This window comes from Schnuerera sp. xch1 (assembly GCF_019931165.1).
In the GTDB taxonomy this organism is placed as follows: Bacteria; Bacillota; Clostridia; order Tissierellales; family Tepidimicrobiaceae; genus JAIOUP01.
In genome coordinates, this window is the sequence record NZ_JAIOUP010000001.1 from 65577 (window position 1) to 86887 (window position 21311).

Annotated in this window: 20 protein-coding genes and 1 other annotated feature (1 of these 21 only partly in view); of the genes, 19 read left to right on the forward strand and 1 reads right to left on the reverse strand. The window is 28.6% G+C overall.

Annotated elements, in window-relative coordinates:
- Window positions 1-146: a binding site (T-box leader), on the forward strand; it begins 65 nt to the left of the window's first position.
- A 44-nt stretch (window positions 147-190) separates the two neighbouring features.
- The 4 genes from leuS (at window position 191) to K8M07_RS00360 (ending at window position 5563) form a co-directional block, all read left to right on the forward strand.
- On the forward strand, window positions 191-2602 hold the full coding sequence (gene leuS / locus K8M07_RS00345; protein ID WP_223375803.1) for a leucine--tRNA ligase: 2412 nt from the start codon (window positions 191-193) through the stop codon (window positions 2600-2602).
- Window positions 2603-2862: 260 nt separating this feature from the next.
- Entirely contained in the window at window positions 2863-3819 is a 957-nt protein-coding gene (locus K8M07_RS00350; RefSeq protein WP_223375804.1) for an L-threonine 3-dehydrogenase, read from the forward strand.
- 214 nt (window positions 3820-4033) lie between these two features.
- Window positions 4034-5098 carry a glucose-1-phosphate thymidylyltransferase gene (locus K8M07_RS00355; RefSeq protein WP_223375805.1) on the forward strand — a complete coding sequence of 355 codons (1065 nt, stop codon included), beginning with the start codon at window positions 4034-4036 and terminating at the stop codon, window positions 5096-5098.
- A gap of 186 nt (window positions 5099-5284) precedes the next feature.
- Window positions 5285-5563, forward strand: a complete 279-nt coding sequence (locus K8M07_RS00360) for a DUF3343 domain-containing protein (RefSeq protein WP_223375806.1) — start codon at window positions 5285-5287, stop codon at window positions 5561-5563.
- On the opposite strand, the gene K8M07_RS00365 is transcribed toward K8M07_RS00360, so the two are convergent.
- Window positions 5556-6821: a hypothetical protein gene (locus K8M07_RS00365; RefSeq protein WP_223375807.1), complete on the reverse strand. Its 1266-nt coding sequence runs from the start codon at window positions 6819-6821 to the stop codon at window positions 5556-5558. The genes K8M07_RS00360 and K8M07_RS00365 overlap by 8 nt on opposite strands.
- Before the next feature lie 104 nt (window positions 6822-6925).
- Here K8M07_RS00365 and K8M07_RS00370 point away from each other — a divergent pair, with 104 nt between their 5' ends.
- The 15 genes from K8M07_RS00370 (at window position 6926) to K8M07_RS00440 (ending at window position 21072) form a co-directional block, all read left to right on the forward strand.
- Window positions 6926-7534: a hypothetical protein gene (locus K8M07_RS00370; protein ID WP_223375808.1), complete on the forward strand. Its 609-nt coding sequence runs from the start codon at window positions 6926-6928 to the stop codon at window positions 7532-7534.
- A 185-nt stretch (window positions 7535-7719) separates the two neighbouring features.
- Entirely contained in the window at window positions 7720-8157 is a 438-nt protein-coding gene (locus tag K8M07_RS00375) for an RrF2 family transcriptional regulator (protein WP_223375809.1), read from the forward strand.
- An 11-nt stretch (window positions 8158-8168) separates the two neighbouring features.
- The gene (gene nifS, locus K8M07_RS00380) at window positions 8169-9347 is read left to right on the forward strand and encodes a cysteine desulfurase NifS (RefSeq protein WP_223375810.1); all 1179 of its coding nucleotides are present in this window, start codon (window positions 8169-8171) and stop codon (window positions 9345-9347) included.
- Window positions 9348-9773 (forward strand): Fe-S cluster assembly scaffold protein NifU, encoded by a 426-nt coding sequence (gene nifU / locus K8M07_RS00385; RefSeq protein ID WP_223375811.1) that lies wholly within the window; start codon window positions 9348-9350, stop codon window positions 9771-9773.
- A gap of 118 nt (window positions 9774-9891) precedes the next feature.
- Window positions 9892-10383 carry a PRC-barrel domain-containing protein gene (locus K8M07_RS00390; protein ID WP_223375812.1) on the forward strand — a complete coding sequence of 164 codons (492 nt, stop codon included), beginning with the start codon at window positions 9892-9894 and terminating at the stop codon, window positions 10381-10383.
- Window positions 10384-10474: 91 nt separating this feature from the next.
- Window positions 10475-10642, forward strand: a complete 168-nt coding sequence (locus K8M07_RS00395) for a hypothetical protein (RefSeq protein WP_223375813.1) — start codon at window positions 10475-10477, stop codon at window positions 10640-10642.
- Between the two features lie 48 nt (window positions 10643-10690).
- Window positions 10691-11878: an AI-2E family transporter gene (locus tag K8M07_RS00400; RefSeq protein ID WP_223375814.1), complete on the forward strand. Its 1188-nt coding sequence runs from the start codon at window positions 10691-10693 to the stop codon at window positions 11876-11878.
- Window positions 11879-12013: 135 nt separating this feature from the next.
- Window positions 12014-14653 carry an alanine--tRNA ligase gene (gene alaS, locus K8M07_RS00405; RefSeq protein ID WP_223375815.1) on the forward strand — a complete coding sequence of 880 codons (2640 nt, stop codon included), beginning with the start codon at window positions 12014-12016 and terminating at the stop codon, window positions 14651-14653.
- Window positions 14654-14723: 70 nt separating this feature from the next.
- Entirely contained in the window at window positions 14724-14990 is a 267-nt protein-coding gene (locus tag K8M07_RS00410; RefSeq protein ID WP_317845461.1) for an IreB family regulatory phosphoprotein, read from the forward strand.
- 13 nt (window positions 14991-15003) lie between these two features.
- Complete coding sequence (locus K8M07_RS00415) at window positions 15004-17178, forward strand: hypothetical protein (RefSeq protein WP_223375816.1); 2175 nt, start codon at window positions 15004-15006, stop codon at window positions 17176-17178.
- Window positions 17171-18118, forward strand: coding sequence for an aldo/keto reductase (locus K8M07_RS00420; RefSeq protein ID WP_223375817.1), 948 nt, complete (start codon window positions 17171-17173; stop codon window positions 18116-18118). Before K8M07_RS00415 ends, K8M07_RS00420 begins: the two co-directional genes overlap by 8 nt.
- Window positions 18119-18130: 12 nt before the next feature.
- Entirely contained in the window at window positions 18131-18547 is a 417-nt protein-coding gene (ruvX, locus tag K8M07_RS00425) for a Holliday junction resolvase RuvX (RefSeq protein WP_223375818.1), read from the forward strand.
- Window positions 18548-18551: 4 nt separating this feature from the next.
- Window positions 18552-18803, forward strand: coding sequence for a DUF1292 domain-containing protein (locus K8M07_RS00430; RefSeq protein WP_223375819.1), 252 nt, complete (start codon window positions 18552-18554; stop codon window positions 18801-18803).
- A gap of 67 nt (window positions 18804-18870) precedes the next feature.
- Window positions 18871-19308 carry a Fur family transcriptional regulator gene (locus tag K8M07_RS00435; RefSeq protein WP_223375820.1) on the forward strand — a complete coding sequence of 146 codons (438 nt, stop codon included), beginning with the start codon at window positions 18871-18873 and terminating at the stop codon, window positions 19306-19308.
- A 99-nt stretch (window positions 19309-19407) separates the two neighbouring features.
- Window positions 19408-21072, forward strand: a complete 1665-nt coding sequence (locus K8M07_RS00440; RefSeq protein WP_223375821.1) for a ribonuclease J — start codon at window positions 19408-19410, stop codon at window positions 21070-21072.
- The last annotated feature ends 239 nt before the right edge of the window (window positions 21073-21311 follow it).

Consider the following 21311-nt stretch of genomic DNA (forward strand, 5'->3'; position numbering starts at 1 on the left):
AACAGTATAATCAAAGCTGAACTCGTTCTTAAGTTGTCAAAGTGAAGTCTAGTAGCTTTAACCGGTTAAATGCCGTTATTATTTTAAGAGGATAGATTATTCTATCAATTAGGGTGGTACCGCGGAAATTACCTTTCGTCTCTATTTTGACGAAAGGTTTTATTTTATAGAAAATTAAGGAGGAGAAAAAGTGAAAGAATATAGACCAAATGAAATTGAAGAAAAGTGGCAAAATATTTGGGAACAGAAAAAAGTTTTTGAAACTAGTAACGATAAATTAAAAGATAAGTTTTATGCTTTAATTGAATTTCCTTATCCATCAGGGCAAGGGTTACATGTTGGACATCCAAGACCTTATACAGCATTAGATATTGTTTCGAGAAAAAGAAGACTTGAGGGATATAATGTGTTATTCCCAATTGGTTGGGATGCTTTTGGATTGCCTACTGAAAACTATGCAATTAAGCATAAAATCCATCCAAAAGAAGTTACTAAAAAGAATGTTGCAAGATTTAAAAGCCAATTAAAGTCTATCGGTTTTTCTTTTGATTGGTCTAAAGAAATAAATACTACAGACCCTGATTATTATAAATGGACACAGTGGATATTTTTGAAATTGTTTGAAAATGGATTAGCTTATAAACAAGAAATTCCTATTAACTGGTGTACCTCTTGTAAAATTGGCCTTGCAAATGAAGAAGTAGTAGGAGGTACTTGTGAACGTTGTGGGGGAGAAGTTGTAAGAAAGGTTAAAAATCAGTGGATGTTAAAAATTACTGAGTATGCTGATAGATTGATTGATGATTTGGATTCGGTAGATTATCTAGATAAAATAAAAATACAACAGAAAAATTGGATAGGGCGCTCTAAAGGAATGGAAGTAGATTTTAGAATAGCTGGAAAAGATGAGGAATTGAAAGTGTTTACTACTCGACCGGACACATTATATGGAGCCACATATATGGTTGTTGCTGCAGAACATCCTTTGATTGAAAAGTATAAAGAGTTGATTATAAATATGGATGAAATAAGAAAATATCAAAAATACGTTAGCAAGAAATCTGATTTTGAAAGAACTGAACTTTCAAAAGAAAAAACTGGTGTAGAAATTAAGGGATTAAAAGCAATTAATCCAGTTTCACAAAATGAAATACCTATTTGGATTTCTGACTATGTATTGATGAGTTATGGAACAGGTGCTATAATGGCCGTACCTGCTCATGATAGTAGAGACTGGGAATTTGCTAAAAAGTTCAATTTACCTATAGTAGAAGTAGTTAAGGGTGGAAATGTTGAAAAAGAAGCTTTTACTGATACTGAATCAGGAATATTGGTTAATTCTGAATTAATAAATGGACTAGAAGTAGACGTGGCAAAGGAAAAAATAAGCAAGTGGCTAGAGACAAAAGGATTAGGGAAAAGAACAACCAATTACAAATTAAGAGATTGGGTATTTTCTAGACAAAGATATTGGGGTGAACCTATACCATTGATCTATTGTGAAGAATGTGGATGGGTTCCTGTGCCTGAAGATGAATTACCTGTAAAATTGCCTGAAGTTGAAAATTATGAGCCAACTGAAAATGGAGAATCACCTTTGGCTAATATTACTGAATGGGTAGAAACTTCATGCCCGAAATGTGGGAGAAAAGCTAGAAGAGAAACAGATACAATGCCTCAATGGGCAGGTTCTTCTTGGTATTTCTTAAGATATATAGATCCTCATAATAGTAAAGGAATCGTTACTAAAGAAGATCTTGATTATTGGTTGCCTGTAGATTGGTATAATGGAGGAATGGAACATACTACATTGCATTTATTATATTCAAGGTTTTGGCATAAATTTTTATATGACATAGGAGTAGTACCTACAAAGGAACCATATAGTAAAAGAACTTCCCATGGCATGATTTTAGGTGAGAACAATGAAAAAATGTCTAAATCAAGAGGGAATGTGGTTAATCCTGATGATATTGTTGAAGAATATGGTGCAGATACCTTAAGGACATATGAGATGTTTATAGGGGATTTTGAAAAGAGTGTTCCTTGGTCTGAAAATGGTGTTAAAGGATGTAGAAGATTTTTAGAAAGAGTGTGGAGACTACAAAATATTGTAGTGCCTGGAGATAAGTATACAAAAAAACTAGAGACAAATATTCAAAAGACCATTAAAAAGGTAAGCGAAGATTATGAATCCTTAAAGTTTAATACAGCTATTGCAGCATTAATGACACTATTAAATGATTTTAATGATTTTGGTAAGATAACTTATGCTGATTTTAAAACATATTTGATATTGTTGAATCCAGTGGCACCTCATATAACAGAGGAGTTATGGGAAATTATTGGACTAAAAGGTATGTTGAATGAAAGTCAATGGCCTCAATACGACGAAGATAAAGCTAAAGATGAAGTTATAGATATGCCGGTTCAAGTTAATGGAAAGGTTAGAGGTACTATTGTTGTAAGTATAGATGATACTCAAGACATAGCAAGAGATAAGGTAAAAGAAAATAAGAATATAATGAAATATATAGAGGGGAAACAGATAGTAAAAGAGATATTTATAATCGGGAAAATATATAATATAGTTGTAAAATAGATGAATATGAAGTACAGCTTTGCTATACGAATTCGTATAGCAAAGCTGCTAGAAGAAATTTTGTAATAAGTTTAAAATAATTATAGATAATACTGGTTATATTAATAGAGTATTTGCTAAAGCAATCCTATCTCAGGGTTGAATTTAGGGATAAATTGTTTAAGAAATATGATTATATTTTTAAAGAAAATTATTTTTTTATTACTAATATGATATAATGATATTGAACAACCGATTTAAAATTAGTGGAGGTGTATCAAATGAGAAAAATCTTAGTTACTGGTGCATTAGGTCAAATTGGTTCAGAATTAACTATGAATTTAAGAGATATTTATGGTGCTGAAAATGTAATAGCTAGTAGTAGGAGAGCTAAAGAAGGACATGAAGAGCTTATGGAGTCGGGAGCTTTTGAAATCGTTAATGTTACTGATAGCAAACAAATTGCAGACGCTGTAAAAAAACACAAAGTAGATACTATTGTTCACCTTGCTGCACTATTATCTGCTGTAGGAGAGCAAAAACCTGCACAGGCTTGGAATGTAAACATGAATGGACTTTACAATATATTAGAGGTAGCAAGAGAAGAAGGCTGTTCTGTATTTACACCAAGCTCTATAGCTGTTTTTGGCGATTCTACACCAAAAGATAGTACACCACAGGATACAATTCAAAGGCCAAATACTATGTATGGAGTTACAAAAGTAGCTGGAGAATTGCTATGCGATTATTACTATCATAAATTTGGCGTCGACACTAGAGGAGTTCGTTTCCCTGGGTTAATATCTTATAAAACTTTACCAGGTGGTGGTACTACAGACTATGCAGTACATATATATTATGATGCATTAAAAAATAAGAAATACACAAGTTTTATTGATAAAGGAACTAAAATGGATATGATGTATATGCCAGATGCTTTGAATGCGATAACACAGCTTCTAGAAGCTGATCCATCAAAACTTATTCATAGAAATGCATTTAATGTTACTGCAATGAGCTTTGATCCAGAAGAGATTGCTGCATCAATCAAGAAAGAGATACCGGAATTTGAATTGGATTATGATGTAGATCCAGTAAGACAGTCTATAGCAGATTCATGGCCTAACTCATTAGATGATACTGCCGCAAGAGAAGAATGGGGTTGGAAACCAGAATTTGACTTAGATTCTATGACAAAGGATATGTTAGAAAAACTAAAAATTAAATTAGGAATTTAGTATATAAATTGAGAAAAGTAGACTTTCATGAAATACACCTTAAAGTTAGACAATAAGTTTAACTTTTGAGGTGTATTTTTGTATGACTAAATCTAATGTTAAGAGATGATAGGATTACTATCTTGTATAATAAAACCTAAAATGATTAGCATATATCGAAATTTTTTAGATAAATATAATGTATGAGGAGTAGTTTAGAGGAGGTATTTTTTAATTGAAAAGTATAATTCTTTGTGGTGGAAAAGGTACGAGGCTACAACCTATTACTTATACAATTCCGAAGCAATTGATTCCAATAGCCAATAAACCATTAATTGTTTACATCATAGAACTACTTTTAGATTCAGGTATAGATGAAATAGCAATTGTGATAAATAATAACAATAAAGTAAAATTTCAAAGAGTTTTAAATCAATATTTTACAAATGACTTTGAATACATTATTCAAGATAATCCTAAAGGCATAGCCCATAGTCTTTTATTTTGCGAGGAATTTATTAATGAAGAAAAATTTATAGCAGTATTAGGAGATAATTCTTTTAATTCAAATTTAAAGAGTTTTATAGAAGACTTTATGAACAAGGAACAAAATTGTAAAATTCTATTAAAAGAAGTAGACAGTCCAGAAAAGTACGGCATAGCTTATATTGGAAATAATAAAATAATAAATTTAGAGGAGAAGCCCAAAATAGCTTTTAGCAACCTAGCTATAACAGGATTATATGCTTTTGATAATAGTATATTTAGAGCTTCTAGAGAAATTCAACCATCTAACGGTGGAGAATATGAGATTACTGATGCTATTAAATGGCTTTTATTTAATGGGTATGATATAGGATATGAAATACTTAAAGGAAATTGGCGAGATGTAGGAAGCCCTATGAATGTGATTGAAGAAAATATATATAGACTGAATTTTATTGATGAATCCATAGTGGGAGAGATAGTAAATTCTCATATTTCTGGGAAAGTAACTCTTAGAAAGGGTTCAGTCATATATAATAGTATAGTGAGAGGCCCGGTAATTATTGGAGAAAATACTATTATTAAAAACTCATATATAGGACCGTATACATCAATAGGGAATGAAGTAAAAATAAACAAAACAAATATTGAAAGTTCCATTATTTTAGATCGATGTACTATATTAGCAGTCCAAAATACTATTGATTATTCCATTTTAGGAGAATGTTCAACAGTTAGTAATGAAAATGGATTGAAAAAGAGAAATAGATTAATTTTGGGAAAGGGTAGCAGAGTTTATTTACAGAATTCATAGTGTAAACCTTTGTCAAATAAATTTGACAGAGGTTTATTTATTTTTATTATTCTTAAAGATAAATTTGTAACATTATACACCATAACAACATAAAATTTATTTAATATATACTAAATATTTTATAAAAACGCGTAACTTCTATCTTTATAAGAGAATATGTTTATAATATGAAAGGGAGTGAATATTGTGAGATTGAATTATAAATATTATATTTGTGTATTTACATCAAAAAATATAGCAGTTTATACATTATCTTTTTTAGAAAAATCAGGGTATAAAAATTTCCAGCTTGTATCCACACCTTGTGAAATAAAAGCTGGATGCAGTTATTCTATTAAATTCAATAATTTAAAGTATTTAGATATCCTAAAAGAGGAAACAGAAAAAATAGGAGTTAAAGTAGAAAAAATTTATTTAATTGAAAGAAAAGATGGAAAAAGAACTATACAAAAATTAACTATTTAAAGAATTTATCTAATAATGAACTTTTTTTTGTTTCTAGTATTTTTAACATATATTGTACTTTTTTATTTATATCATTTTGAAGATCTAGATTTTTATATAGTATATCCTTAATTTCTTCTTGGGATTTAAATATTTTATCTAGATCAATTTTTTCTTCTGAGATAGGATAATTAGAGTTATTTTGGATATCTGAAAAAATAATATTAGATGATATTAAATTCTCAGTTTGTATACTGTCTAAGAAAAAGAAATTTAAACTTTCATTTAAAGAACAGTATATGTCATTTATTTTTATGTTTTTAGACTTTAGCATTAAATTTGAGATTTTTATACAGTTAATATCTAAACATTTATTTTCTAAAGCTTCTCCTTCAAACCAAGTGCCTCCATAATCTGATGAATATATATAACCAATACTATTAGTTTTAGAATATATTATTTTTAGTGTACCATTATCTTCGAAGATTATCGGAAGATCATTACAATTAGGAATATATGGAATTTTTATTTGGGTCCAAATATATTTATTGTCTCCCGTTGAGCTTAATCTACTATATTTTAATATGTAATTTTTACTTATTTCTTCTAACCATAAAGCATGAATATTATCCTTAGTATCTACGAATATATATGGTAATAGTTTATTTGTATAAGTAAGAGTTACTTTTTGAGGGGTAGAGTTCCATTTTTTAGTATAAGGATTGTAAAATATATGGTAGATTTGAGGAACATTACCCTTGATAGAACGATATAGTAATTGAATAGAATTTGAAGAATCAATATCAACTACAAATGGTATGGATGTTCTATCTGTAGCAAATTTTATTACATTATGCTGATCCCAATTTTCATTATTACCTACTATATGGCAAATGGTCCAAAGTTTAGAGTTATTCAAGTTAGCATAGCCGTAAATGATATTGATATTATTATCATTTACTAAAACACTTATGTTACTATATATCTTTGAGTGGAAATCAAATTGTGATATTGTTGTATTAGTCCAACTATCATTTTCATAAACTGAGTAATTAAGTTCTCCAGATTTCATCAATGTAATTAAGTGAATTTTATCAATTTTATCTATTGAAGCAGAATATTTTAATACATTATATTTAAATAATTTAGAAGTTTTTATAGGTTTATAGAATTTGTTTAGAAAAATATATTTAAGGTTTCCCTGATTACTCAATTGAAATAGGATTGGTTCTTCTTTGGAATTAATAACTAGGTAATTAAACTTTGCAAATTTATTCATTAAATGACCTCCTATAATAATAAAAAAATTGCACAATTATATTCTTATTTCATAATATGTAATAGAAAATTGAATTATTATTAAAAACATAAGGAGGTAAAACAATGAATGATTTTAAGATTGAAAACTTAGGAGAAATATTGGAAACCCTAGATGCAGATTGTTTAGTAGTTGATAAAGTATTTGCAAGTTGCCAACAGAGAGAATGTTTTCCTCATGTAGAGGTAGATTTAGATGAAAAAAATTTTCGCCAAGTAAAATTCAAACCTGGATTTATCGTTCCTAATACATTAGTTATAACAGACATTGACGATACACCAAATTTTAGAAGAGTAAGATTTACACTAAGAATACCTTATGAGATAACAGCAGAAAGTGGAAAAGTTATTAAAAAATTTTTACCAGATATATTAAATGATATTGTACTTTATATTCCAGATGCAAGAGATGAATTTGAATTTAAAATAGTAGTAGAAACAAGTTCACAAATATTAGGTCAAACAATATTAATTGACGATACATTAACTTTTGCAGCAGGCGCATTTATAATAGTTAAGGTAGTTGGTAAAGTACAATTATTAGTGCCTACATTTGGATATTGTCCTCCACCAGAATCTTGTGATGAATTTAATTCGGAAGATGTTTATGATAATTTTGATTATTTACCATTTCCAGATTTTTTCCCACCAAAGTTTCAAGAACCAAATACATAGAAAGAATAGGTAATTAAAAAGTATAATCAATTAATAAAATAAAAAAATGCTTCGTACGAAGCATTTTTTTATTTTATTAAAGAATAGAAACAAATTATTATTGGAATGTTGACAAAAATGGTAGGGTATTATATACTAATGTAAGAATACCAAGCGATTTAGTTGGAATTAAAGAGGTGTTTATAATGAAGCTTTCTACTAGAGGAAGATATGGATTGAAAGCCATGTATCAATTAGCTCTTCATTATGGAGAAGGCCCAATACCATTAAATACTATTGCTGATAAACAGGGTCTCTCTGAGAACTATTTAGAGCAATTAGTTTCTACTTTAAGAAGAGAAGGTTTTTTAAATAGTGTACGAGGAGCACAAGGTGGCTATATGTTAGCTAAATCACCAAAGGATATTACTGTTGGTGATATACTTAGAGTACTTGAAGGTGATATGGCACCAGCTGATTGTGTAGTTGATCATAATGTTATTTGTGAAAAAGAAGAAGTTTGTGTCACAAAATTAGTTTGGATGCAAATAAAAGATAGCATAAATAATGTTATTGACTCTATATCATTACAAGATATGCTTGATGAACAAGTTAAAATGGATAAAGAAAAGTTAAAAGTTTAGGAGGATTTGTTATGGGAAAATATATTTATATGGACAACTCTGCTACAACTCCAGTAAAACAAGAAGTTTTAGATGAGATGTTACCATATTTTAATATTAAATATGGCAATCCATCGAGTATATATTCTTTAGGAAGCCAATCAAAAAATGCAGTTGAAATATCAAGAGAGAAAATTGCTAAAGTATTAAATGCTAAAACTAAAGAGATATTCTTTACAGCAGGCGGTTCAGAATCTGATAACTGGGCATTAAAAGGAGTAGCTTTTGCAAATAAAGATAAAGGTAACCATATTATAACTAGTAAAATTGAACATCATGGTATTCTTCATACATGCGAGTATTTAAAAAAACAAGGATTTGATATAACATATCTAGATGTAGATGAATATGGACTTATTGATTTAGATCAATTAAAAGAAGCTATTACTGACAAGACGATATTAATTTCCATTATGTTTGCAAATAACGAAATAGGGACTATACAACCAATTGAAGAAGTTAGTAGAATTGCAAAAGAAAAGGGAGTATATTTTCATACTGATGCTGTCCAAGCAGTAGGACATATAGAAATAGATGTTAATGAATTAAATATTGATTTGTTGTCTATGTCTGCTCATAAATTTTATGGACCAAAAGGTATAGGAGCTCTTTATATTAGACAAGGAGTTAAAATCGATCCTCTAATTTCAGGTGGTGCCCAGGAAGGAAACAGAAGAGCTGGCACAGAAAACTTGCCTAGTATTGTAGGAATGGCTAAAGCTATAGAATTAGCTTATGAGAATTTAAATGAAAATAATGCAAGATTGATTAAATTAAGAGATAAATTAATAGATAAAATCTTAAAGAACATTGATTATGTAAGATTAAATGGGCATCCAATTAATAGATTACCAGGAAACGTAAATGTATGTTTTGAATTTATAGAGGGTGAATCTTTGCTATTAAGCTTGGATATGGAAGGAATTGCTGCTTCTAGCGGTTCAGCGTGTACCTCAGGGTCATTAGAACCATCTCATGTACTATTAGCTATAGGTTTACCACATGAAATAGCTCATGGTTCATTAAGATTATCTTTAGGAGATTTTAATACTGAAGAGGAAGTTGATTTTGTAGTGGAGAAACTTATAGAGATTGTAGCTAGGTTAAGAGCTATGTCACCTTTATATGAGAAGATTAAGGAGGGCAAATAGATGTATTCAGAAAAAGTTATGGATCATTTTAAAAATCCAAGAAATGTTGGAGAAATAGAGGATGCCGATGGCATAGGAGAAGTAGGGAATCCACGATGTGGGGATATAATGAAGATGTATTTAAAGATTGAAGATGGAATTATTATAGATGTTAAATTTAAAACTTTTGGTTGTGGTTCTGCTATAGCTTCTTCTAGTATGGCTACTGAAATTATTAAAGGTAAATCAATAGATGAGGCAATGAAAGTAACAAATAAGGCTGTTGCAGAAGCATTAGATGGGCTACCACCAGTAAAAATGCATTGTTCTGTGCTAGCAGAGCAGGCTATCAAGTCTGCTTTATTGGATTACTCAAGAAAAAATAATATTCAAATTGAAGGGTTGGAAGATTTTAATCCTAATGAAGATGTTCATGAACATCAATAAATTATATATATAAATTTATATATTCCTCTCTGACATTTTTATTTTAATTTATTGAAATGGATATTTATATTAAAGATAAGGAAAAATATATTAAGAGAAAATGAAAGAGGGATATTTTATGATAAGATATAAACAGTTGATAACTTTAAAAATAATCGATAAAAATACAAAAGAAACTATAGGAAAAATAGAAGATATTATTCTATCTGATGATTATAGAAAAATTAAATATTTAATAATTAAGAATAATAACCTTATTAGAAACAAAGCTTTAATTCAATATAATGACATTAGATTTTCAAATAAAAATCAAGCTTTATATTTGAATAGTATAAAAGCATTTAAAGAAAGATTAGAAAGTGATATTGAAGATGATAATGAAGGATGTAAATTTATTGACAAAGAAATTAGGACCGAAAATGATGAATGTATAGGCTTTGTTAAAGATGTTGTTCTTAATAAGAAAGATGGTACTGTAAATGGATTTATAATCACAGAAGGATTATTTGAAGATTTATTAAAGGGTAGAAATTATATTCCTCTCTTAGATAATATTGACATTAAAAAAGCTTATATTTATGTACCTAATAGTAATCTTATTTTAAATTAGCATAAATATCAATCCCTACAAAAAAATGTATAGAATTAAAAATAAATTAAGTGAAAAGATAATTAATATAATAATAAAGGAGAGGATATAATTGAATAATAATAGATTTAGGAATGGGGCATTGATGGGAAGCATGTTAGGTATTTCTTTAGGTGTACTTGTTGGAACTAAAATGAGATCTATGAATAAAAGAAAGATCATGAGGACAGCAAAAAGAGCAAAGTCAACTTTAATGAATGCAATGAATTCATTATGGTAGTAGGCAGCGTTGGCTGCCTATCAAATAATAAAAATGGAGACAAGTATTATGAATTTAGAATCTTCTGTTTTAATTAGAAATTTAATAATTTTAATATCGATACTACTAATTTTGATTATTTATTACTTAATACATATTGGTAATAAATATGTAGAAAATAGTAAACAAATTCATATTACTAAAAAAAGAGTACTACCAATATTAATAATAATAGTTTCTGTCTATTTTTTTTATTTATTATCTCAAAGATATGAGATTCTATCTGATACTCTTTTTGTTATAGTTATATCAGCAATTTTAGCTTACATATTTAATCCAGTGATTAATTATTTTGAAAAATATAATATACCAAGAGGTTTAGGGATTTTATTTTTATATATTTTAATTATAGGGATTATTCTTGTTATTTTGATTTCTTTCATCCCGAGGATAGGAATAGAATTGAGAGGATTATTAGCTAATTTGCCAATTTATTTTGAACAAATAATTAATACTTTTAATGATATTTATACGACTTTTATTAATATGGGAAATATACCACCAATATTCCAAGGCATTGAAGAATTATTGCCGGAAGGTATTAGTAGTTTACAGGATATAGTTGTAAATAATATACGCAAACTTTTCGACGGAGTTGGAGAAGTTGTAAATAAAGTTGTAAGTTTAATACTAATACCTATTCTTACTTTCTATTTTCTAAGAGATAAAGATGAGTTTGTAAGAAGATTGTATTTGACAATCCCTAAAAGGAGAAGACAAGATGTTAAAGAATTGCTATTAGAAATAGATAGATCTTTAAGCCAATTTATTCGTGGCAGATTAATTTTAGCTTTTTATGTTGGAATTGTAACTACCATATTTTTATTGGTATTAGACATTGAATTTGCTATACTAATTGGTTTAGTGACTGGTATAGCTGACATAATACCTTACTTTGGACCACTTTTAGGATTCTTGCCAGCAATAATTTTTGGTTTTTTAAATAGTACAATGAAGGGAATTTGGGTTGCTATAATATTTATATTAATTCAGTGGGTTGAAAATAATGTATTAGCACCGAAAATTATTGGTGACAGCACAGGTATCCATCCTATAACGGTTTTATTATCATTAATTATAGGTGGAGGCATGTTTGGGGTTATGGGAATGGTTCTTTCTATTCCTGTAGTCGCTGTATTAAAAATAATTTTGGGACATTTTTTGGATAGAATAAGAAAGAGAAAATTAATTAAATAACAAAATTCTTATTATGTCATTTGTTGACAAAAATATCTTATTAAATTATAATCCAAATATAGATATAAACGTGGATTCTCGTCCCTTTGATGAGGGACGAATTTTTTTAAAAATAGCATGAAGAGGTGAAAATTAGTGAAAAACATGGGATTACACGAGATAAGAGAAGAATTTTTAAAATTTTTTAATGGGAAAAATCATATGATTTTACCAAGTTTTTCTTTGATACCTAAAAACGACAGAAGTTTATTATTAATAAATGCTGGGATGGCTCCTTTAAAACCATATTTTACTGGAGAAAAAGTTCCTCCAAACAAAAAAGTTGTTACTTGTCAAAAATGTATTCGAACTGCTGATATAGAAAATGTAGGATTAACTGATAGGCATGCTACTTTCTTTGAAATGCTAGGGAACTTTTCGTTTGGAGATTATTTTAAGAAGGAAGCTATTCAATGGTCATGGGAGTTTTTAACTAAAATTCTAGAGATACCAGAAGAAAATCTTTGGGTATCCGTGTATATGGATGATGATGAAGCATTTGAGATATGGAATAAGTCTGTAGGTGTGAATACGGAAAAAATAGTTCGTTTAGGAAAAGAAGATAACTTTTGGGAGTTAGAAGTAGGCCCTTGTGGACCTTGCTCAGAAATTTATGTTGACAGAGGAGAAGAATATGGTTGTAATAAACTTAATTGTAAACCTGGCTGTGATTGTGATAGATTTATGGAAATTTGGAATTTGGTGTTTACTCAATATGATAAAGATAAATTTGGTAAGTATCACCCATTAGAAAATCCCAACATCGATACTGGTATGGGTCTTGAAAGAATTGCAGTTATAATGGAAGATGCAAAAAATATTTTTGAAATTAAGGAAATTAGAAAGATACTCCGAGAAGTAGAAAAGATCTCTGGCAAATCCTATGGAACTGATCCAAGAATTAATATATCTATTAGAGTTATAACCGATCACGTGAGAGCTATGACTTTTTTAGTTTCAGATGGAGTATTGCCTAGTAATGAAGGTAGAGGCTATGTTCTGAGGAGATTAATTAGAAGAGCAGCAAGACATGGGAAATTATTAGGTATAGAAAAGCCCTTTCTACAAAACGTTGTTTCAACCTTTATTCAGTCATGGAAAGTTCAATATCCAGAGTTGAAGAGAAGAGAAGTTCAATTAAAGAATGTAATCAATGCAGAAGAAGAAAAATTTCAAGAAACTATTGATCAAGGGATTCAGATTTTAGAAGGATATATAGAAGAAATGGTTAAAAATAATAAAAAATGTTTAAATGGAGAAAAAGCGTTTAAGTTATATGATACTTATGGATTTCCTTTAGATTTAACTAAAGAAATTTTAGAAGAAAAGGGATTAACTGTTGATGAGAATGAGTTTAATATTAATATGGAGAAACAGAGAAAGAGAGCGAGAAAAGCTAGAGAAGAATTTAGTGATTCTGGTTGGAAAAATAATGGTTCAATAGATTTGTTTAAAGGGATTAAAACTAAGTTTAAGGGGTATGAAACTATATCTTTAAAAACTAAAATAATAGCTATATCTGTAGAGGGTTCTCCTGTTAATAACATTGAAGAAGGCGAAGAAGGTGTATTAGTTCTTAAAGAGACTCCGTTTTATGCTGAGAGAGGAGGTCAAGTAGGAGATATAGGTTATATTAAAAAAGATGATTTTAAAGGCAAAGTTATAGACACACAATATACAAAAGATGAAACTATTGTTCATTATGTAAGGATGGAATCAGGCGAATTAAGTGTAGGTGATACAGTTAATGCAATTGTTGATTCAAAAAATAGAAGAGATATTATGAGAAATCATTCAGCTACTCATTTGTTGCATAGAGCTTTAAAGGACGTATTAGGAGAACACGTTAAACAGGCAGGGTCCATAGTATTACCTGATAAATTAAGGTTTGATTTCACTCATTATGAGGCATTAAAAGATGAAGAATTGAAAATGGTACAAAATATAGTAAATGAAAAGATTCTTGATAATATAGAAGTAAGAACTATAGAGACTTCATTAAAAGAATCGGAATATATGGGTGCAGTTGGATTATTTGAAGATAAATATAAGGATATAGTAAGAGTAGTACAAATAGGAGAGTATTCAAAAGAATTATGTGGAGGCACTCATATAGATAATACGGGCAATATTGGTTTATTTAAAATAACAAGTGAATCGAGTATAGCTTCTGGTATTAGAAGAATTGAGGCAATTACAGGAAGGGCTGCCTATGATTACTTAAATAAATTAGAATATAACATTATCGATATATCTAATATTCTAAAAACTGACAGAAAAAGTATTGTTAAAAAAATCAAAAGTATAACAAACGAAATTAAAGAAAAAGATAAACAAATAGAATCTCTAAAATCTAAAATGTCTTTAACTATTGCAGAGGAAGTATTGAATCAAGTGCAAGATGTAAATGGCATTAATGTAATAGCATATAGAGTTAATGATATGGATATAAATAATTTAAGAAATTTAGGAGATAGAATAAGAAATGATTTAAATTCAGGAGTCATTGTTTTAGCAAGTACAGATAATGGAAAACTTTATTTTATATCGATGGTTACGAAAGATTTAGTAAAAAGAGGTCTTCATGCAGGAAATATTATAAAAGAGATAGCAAAATTAACTGGAGGCAGAGGCGGTGGCCGACCAGATATGGCTCAAGCAGGGGGAAAAGATTTATCTAAGGTACAAGAAGCTTTAAACAATGTACCTTCCGTAGTTAAGAGACAGTTAAAATAAATATATATATTTATTTTAATACTGCATATTCTATACAAGATATGATATAAATATTATAGGGGGTGTTATAATGAGCAATAATTTTAATGAGACAATGAAATTTGAGGCATCAAAAGAGAATATAAATGAAGCTAAAAAAATTATTTTTACAGTATATAATGCTTTAAAAGAAAAAGGGTATGATCCAATCAATCAGATAATTGGATATATTTTGTCGGGGGATCCAACATATATTACTAGTTATAAAGATGCTAGAAGTTTAGTTAGAAAGATAGAACGAGATGAATTATTAGAAGAAATATTAAGTAACTATTTAGAAAAGGAAAATGAGTTTTAGGAGAGATTTTTACGTGAAAAGAACTAGAATATTTGTTACGATATTTTTAATTTTGTGTTTATTACTATGTATAAATGAGTTTAATTATGGTGCAAGTAATAAAAAAGTAAATAAAAATGTATATGTTGTTGTTATAAACAAGCTCACATTAAAAGACATTGAAAAGATGCCAAAACTAAATAGATTAATTGATGACGGCAACTTTGGGTTGATGAATGTACGTGGAGAAAGCGGGTATAGAGGTGCAGAAAGTTTTATAACAATAAATGCCTCAAGTAAAGCATATGCAAATAACGAAAGTGCTCAATTCCATAATTTGACTAATGAATGCAAAAAAGTTTATGAAAATAGAATGGGTATTTTAGATAAAGATTATGCAGTAGGAAACATTAAAATTGGAATGTTATATAACCAAAATGACGGCAATAGATATTCACCTTATCTAGGAATATTAGGGGATAGATTACACGATAATAATCTTAAAACTGCTATTTATGGTAATAGTGACACAGATGAAGATATCATTAGATCATCTGCCTTGATTCCTATGGATTCAAGAGGTCTTATTGATTATGGAAATGTAGAAGATATACTTATAAAAGATGAAGACTATCCTTATGGGATTAGAACTGATTATGATAGAATTATAAATGAAGTATCGGATATTAAGGAGAAGGCTTCATTAGTTGTTATAGACACAGGAGATCTAGATAGACTTAATAGTTATAGTAATGTTTTATCAGATGATATTTTTGATAAAAAGAGAGAATTAAATTTAGATAATATAGATAAATTTATTGGAGATTTGATAGATATTGCTAAGGAAAATGAATCTTTGTTAATGATACTAAGCCCGAATAGTAGCGAGGAAAGAATTGATGATAGTAAATTATCTCCAATTATACTATGGCAAGACGGTATAGACAAAGGTTTAGTTACATCATCTACTACAAATAGATTGGGTATTGTATCAAATTTAGATATTGCTCCGACAATTACAAATTTTTTAAATGTTTCGATGGAAAATATGTCTGGAAATATTATAGAATATGAAGAAGAAAAAGAAGATACATTTAAATATATCGAATCTATGAATAGACGCATTAATTTAACGTCAATAGTAAGGTCTAAAACTTTAACAGTTTATGGAATTGTTTCTATTATTATAATGACAATCGTTATGCTTACATTTGTATTTAAGATTAAAATAAACAATAGAATTGGAGAAATATTAAAAATCTTACTTATTTTATTGTTTGGATTACCTATTGCTTTTATATTAAGCTCTTTATTTGAGATTGACAATTTATTTAAATTTTTTGTGAGTTTATTTTCTTTAATATGTATTTTTGTTGCTGTTGTGAAGAAGTACAATAATAAAAAATTGTTATATTGTTTAACTATTATATTTTTTGTGATAATATCAATGGATATAATTTTTAGCGGAGCAATAACAAAATTTTCCATAATGAGTCATGATCCAATTATTGGAGCTAGATATTTTGGAATAGGCAATGAAATGGTAGGATTATTTTTAGCTATGTCAACATTAAGTGCAGGACTTTTATATTATAGGTATAACAATAAGGTAATACCTGCAATTCTTCTAATATTATCGACAGCAATGGTTGGACATCCAAAGCTTGGAGCAAATGTAGGTGGGACAATTGCCTTTTTATCTACAACTTTGCATTTTATTATTGAAGCTATAGGGAAAAAATTAAATTTGAAAAATATTATTCAGATTATGATTATTGTTGGTATCATAATTGCTATATTTGGATATATAGATGTTAAATTAAATCCAAATCCAACACATTTAGCTAGAGCCCTATTGAAAATTAGTGATGAAGGATTCAATGTAGTTACGAATATTATTAATAGAAAACTGTTAATGAATATAAGATTAGTTGGTTCATCATTTTGGACCAATGTATTGCTTGTAAATATAATTGTTCATGGTATAGTTTCATATTTATTAAAGGATAAAATTAAAAAATTAATGGACAACGGTTTAGGGAAAAGTTATTTATCATGTGTAGTTGGAAGTATTATTGGTTTTATTGTAAATGATTCGGGATTAATATTATCTGCTATATCTATCAATATAATTACTATATTCATGTTATTTATTCTGGTAAATGATAAAGAAATGTATAATAAACAGGAAGTGGGCAAAAATGGATAGAGTAAAATTAGGAAATACTGATATTGAAGTGTCTAGGTTGTGTTTTGGTTCTCTAACGATGACTCCTTTTCAAGCAAATTTATCTATAAAAGAAGGTTCTGATTTAATAAAATATGCATACAAGAAAGGAATTAATTTTATTGATACTGCAGAAGTTTATGAAAATTATCAATATATTAGAGAAGCATTAAAGGGTATAAATAGACGTGACTATATAATTACAACAAAATGTTATGCATATACTAGAGAAATGGCTAAAGCAAGTTTAGAATTAGCGTTAAAAGAATTAAAGACTAATTATATAGATATATTTATGCTACATGAACAGGAAAGTATTCATACTTTGAGAGGTCATTGGGATGCGATAGAATATTTTTTAGAAGCTAAAAAAATGGGTAAAATAAGAGCGATAGGTATTTCTACTCATAGGGTGGAAGGTGTTCTAGGTGCAACTCAGGTTAGAGAAATAGAAGTTATCCATCCAATTGTAAATAAAGAGGGTATAGGAATTCAAGATGGAAATATTGAAGATATGTTAATAGCTATAGAGAAAGCATATAATAAAGGTAAAGGCATATACGGTATGAAGCCATTGGGAGGAGGTCATTTAATTAATAAAGCACAAGAGGCGTTTAATTTTGTAAAGCATTTACCCTATATTCACTCTATTGCTATTGGAATGCAATCTAAAGAGGAAATAGATTGTAATATTAATTTAATGGAAAAAGGAATAATTCCTGAACATTTAAGTAAAAAAATGAAAAAGAAAAATAGAAAGTTAATAATAGCGGATTATTGTATCGGTTGTGGTAATTGCGTTGACATTTGCAAACACAAGGGAATAGAAATTATTGATGGTAGAGCTATTCCTAACGAGAATTGCGTATTATGTAGCTATTGTGCTAGAAATTGTCCAGAATTTTGCATAAAGGTAATTTAAAAGGTGGAAGATATGAAGAGAATAATGGGATTAGATGTGGGCGATAAGACGATTGGGGTTGCTATTAGCGATCCATTATTGCTTACTGCTCAGGGACTAAAAACTATTAAAAGAGAAAATGATAAAAAGGATATTAGACAGTTAGAGAAAATAGCAAGAGAGTATAATATAATTAAGATAATAGTAGGATTGCCAAAGAATATGAATAATTCTATAGGTTCTCAAGGTGAAAAAGTAATGAATTTTGTAGATAAATTTAAGAAAAAGTTAAATGTTGAAATCATTTTACAGGATGAGAGACTGACTACTGTTGCTGCAGAGAGAATGTTAATAGATGGGGATGTGAGAAGGCAAAATAGAAAAAAAGTTATAGATAAGGTTGCTGCGACTTATATTTTACAAACTTATTTAGACAAAAGTAAGAGGTGAGACTATGAATGAAAGGATAACCTTATTAGATGAGATGGGAAACAAAGTGGAATTTGAGTTATTAGCTACTTTTGGATTAGATGATGTGGAATATGCTGCTTTAATTCCAGTAAACGAATTAGAGCCATTGACATATTTACTTAAAATCGAATACGATGACAAAGGCGACGCAATTTTGGTAGGTATAGATAATGATGAAGAGTTAAATGATGTTATTCAAGCATATGAGGACATACAAAAAGAAAAATTACAATAAATTCTATGCTTGACAAATTTAGCTTATACTAGTATTCTATTATGTAGGATTATAAGCGGGTGAAGAAATGGATATAAATATAAACGAAGTAAAAGAAATATTCAAAGAAGAGGGGCTCAAGCTGACCACTCAAAGGCGTGCAATCTTAGATGTTATAGTAAAGAATCATTCTAAACATTTAAGTCCGGAAGAAGTATATGATATCGTAAAGGTAAAGTATCCTGAAATTGGTATAGCTACAGTATATAGGACTTTACAATTATTAGAAAAGCTTAATATTATTTATAGGGTAAATTTTGATGATGGATATAATAGATATGAATTAAATTATGATTCAGAAAATCATCATCATCATCATTTAATTTGTTTAGAGTGCGGTAAAGTAATGGAAGTTAAATTAGATCTTTTAGAAACTTTAGAAAATGAAATTGAGAAAGAAAATGGTTTTAAGATTATAGATCATAATGTAAAATTCTTTGGGTATTGTGCTAACTGCCAAAAATGAACCCTATATAGGGTTCGTTTTTTTAGGAAAATTTTACAGTAACTCTACGATTATATAAATATTATAAAATGGAGAAATTAATAAAAAGGAGATGATGTAGTGGCTAGAAAATCGAATAAATTAAAAATTATTCCATTAGGTGGACTTGGAGAAGTTGGTAAAAATATTACTGTTTTGGAATATAAAAATGATATTATAGTTATTGACTGTGGTTTAAGTTTTCCAGAAGATGAGATGTTAGGAATTGACGTAGTTATACCTGATATATCGTATTTGATAAAAAATAAAGAGAAGATAAAAGGAATTATATTAACTCATGGTCATGAAGATCATATTGGAGGATTACCGTATCTTCTTGCAAAAATAAAGATACCAATATTCGGTACTAAATTAACTCTTGGTTTATTAGAAAATAAATTAAAAGAGCATAATTTAGGAAAAGTTGATTTGAACGAAATTAGAGCAAGCGACAAAATTATTTTAGGTTGTTTTTCAGTAGAATTTATAAAGACCAGTCATAGTATTCCTGATAGTGTTGCATTGGCAATAAATACTCCTATTGGTACTGTGGTTCATACTGGTGATTTTAAAATAGATTATACTCCTATAAATGATAATTTAATAGATTTGCATAAACTTGCAGAAATAGGAAGCAAAGGAGTACTAGTGATGTTGGCTGATAGTACTAATGTGGAGAGACCAGGATATACTATGTCTGAAAAAACTGTAGGAGATACTTTTAATGATATATTCTTAAAGGCTCCTCAGAGAATTATTGTAGCAACGTTTGCTTCTAATGTTCATAGAATACAACAAGTTATTAATGCTGCGCAACTATATAATAGAAAAATAACTGTTTCAGGTAGAAGCATGGTAAATACTATTAATGTAGCTTGTGAATTGGGTTATTTAAATGTCGAAGAAGGAACTCTAATTGATATTAAAGATATGAACAAATACCCAAGTAATGAAATAGTGGTATTAACTACTGGAAGTCAAGGAGAACCGATGTCAGCTTTATCCAGAATGGCTTTTTCTGAACATAGAAAAATAGAATTAGTACCAGAAGATACAATAATAATTTCTGCATCACCTATTCCAGGAAATGAGAAAACCATATTCAAAGTTATAAATAAGTTGGTTGAAATCGGTGCAAAAGTTATTTATGAGTCTTTAGCTGATGTTCATGTATCAGGACATGCATGCCAAGAAGAATTAAAATTAATGCATACTTTAATAAAGCCAAAATTCTTCATACCAGCTCATGGTGAATATAGACATTTAAAAAGACACGCAGAATTGGCTATGGAATTAGGAATGCCAAAAGATAATATTTTTATAGCTAATAATGGGTCTGTTATTGAATTTACCAAAAAATCTGGAACAATTAATAAATTTGTACAATCAGGAAATATATTAGTTGACGGTTTAGGTATAGGAGATGTAGGAAATATTGTATTGAGAGATAGAAAACATTTATCTGAGGATGGTTTGATTGTTGTAGTTGTAACTATAAGCAAACAAGAGGGAAAAGTAATTGCAGGTCCAGATATAATATCTAGAGGATTCGTCTATGTAAGAGAATCAGAAGATTTAATGGAAGAGGCTAGAGCAGTAGTTAGAACCGCTTTAATTGAATGTGAAAAGAAACATATTACTGATTGGGCAACATTAAAATCTAGTATTAGGGATGCTTTAAGAGGATTTTTATATGAGAAAATAAAAAGAAACCCAATGATATTACCTATTATAATGGAAGTATAAGTAAGATTTTTGTTAAAATATTTTAATAATAAAGAAAAGCTTATAATCTATTAAAAAAGTCTTTAATAAGGATAGATTTATACTTTTTATAGGCTATAAGAAAATCTTAGCATGTTTTTTAAAAGCATGCTAGGATTTTTTAAGGTATTTATTTGTTCACTATTGCTAATAATGATATAATATTTGATAATATATATAAAAATTTAATTTTATTATTTAAAGTTTAAATTTTACATAAG

Excerpts from the sequence above, each read along its gene's own strand:
- K8M07_RS00350 (WP_223375804.1), top strand. The coding sequence starts at position 2,863 with ATGAGAAAAATCTTAGTTACTGGTGCATTAGGTCAAATTGGTTCAGAA.
- K8M07_RS00365 (WP_223375807.1), bottom strand. The coding sequence starts at position 6,821 with ATGAATAAATTTGCAAAGTTTAATTACCTAGTTATTAATTCCAAAGAA.
- K8M07_RS00370 (WP_223375808.1), top strand. The coding sequence starts at position 6,926 with ATGAATGATTTTAAGATTGAAAACTTAGGAGAAATATTGGAAACCCTA.
- K8M07_RS00375 (WP_223375809.1), top strand. The coding sequence starts at position 7,720 with ATGAAGCTTTCTACTAGAGGAAGATATGGATTGAAAGCCATGTATCAA.
- nifS (WP_223375810.1), top strand. The coding sequence starts at position 8,169 with ATGGGAAAATATATTTATATGGACAACTCTGCTACAACTCCAGTAAAA.
- nifU (WP_223375811.1), top strand. The coding sequence starts at position 9,348 with ATGTATTCAGAAAAAGTTATGGATCATTTTAAAAATCCAAGAAATGTT.
- K8M07_RS00390 (WP_223375812.1), top strand. The coding sequence starts at position 9,892 with ATGATAAGATATAAACAGTTGATAACTTTAAAAATAATCGATAAAAAT.
- K8M07_RS00400 (WP_223375814.1), top strand. The coding sequence starts at position 10,691 with ATGAATTTAGAATCTTCTGTTTTAATTAGAAATTTAATAATTTTAATA.
- K8M07_RS00410 (WP_317845461.1), top strand. The coding sequence starts at position 14,724 with ATGAGCAATAATTTTAATGAGACAATGAAATTTGAGGCATCAAAAGAG.
- K8M07_RS00420 (WP_223375817.1), top strand. The coding sequence starts at position 17,171 with ATGGATAGAGTAAAATTAGGAAATACTGATATTGAAGTGTCTAGGTTG.
- ruvX (WP_223375818.1), top strand. The coding sequence starts at position 18,131 with ATGAAGAGAATAATGGGATTAGATGTGGGCGATAAGACGATTGGGGTT.
- K8M07_RS00430 (WP_223375819.1), top strand. The coding sequence starts at position 18,552 with ATGAATGAAAGGATAACCTTATTAGATGAGATGGGAAACAAAGTGGAA.
- K8M07_RS00435 (WP_223375820.1), top strand. The coding sequence starts at position 18,871 with ATGGATATAAATATAAACGAAGTAAAAGAAATATTCAAAGAAGAGGGG.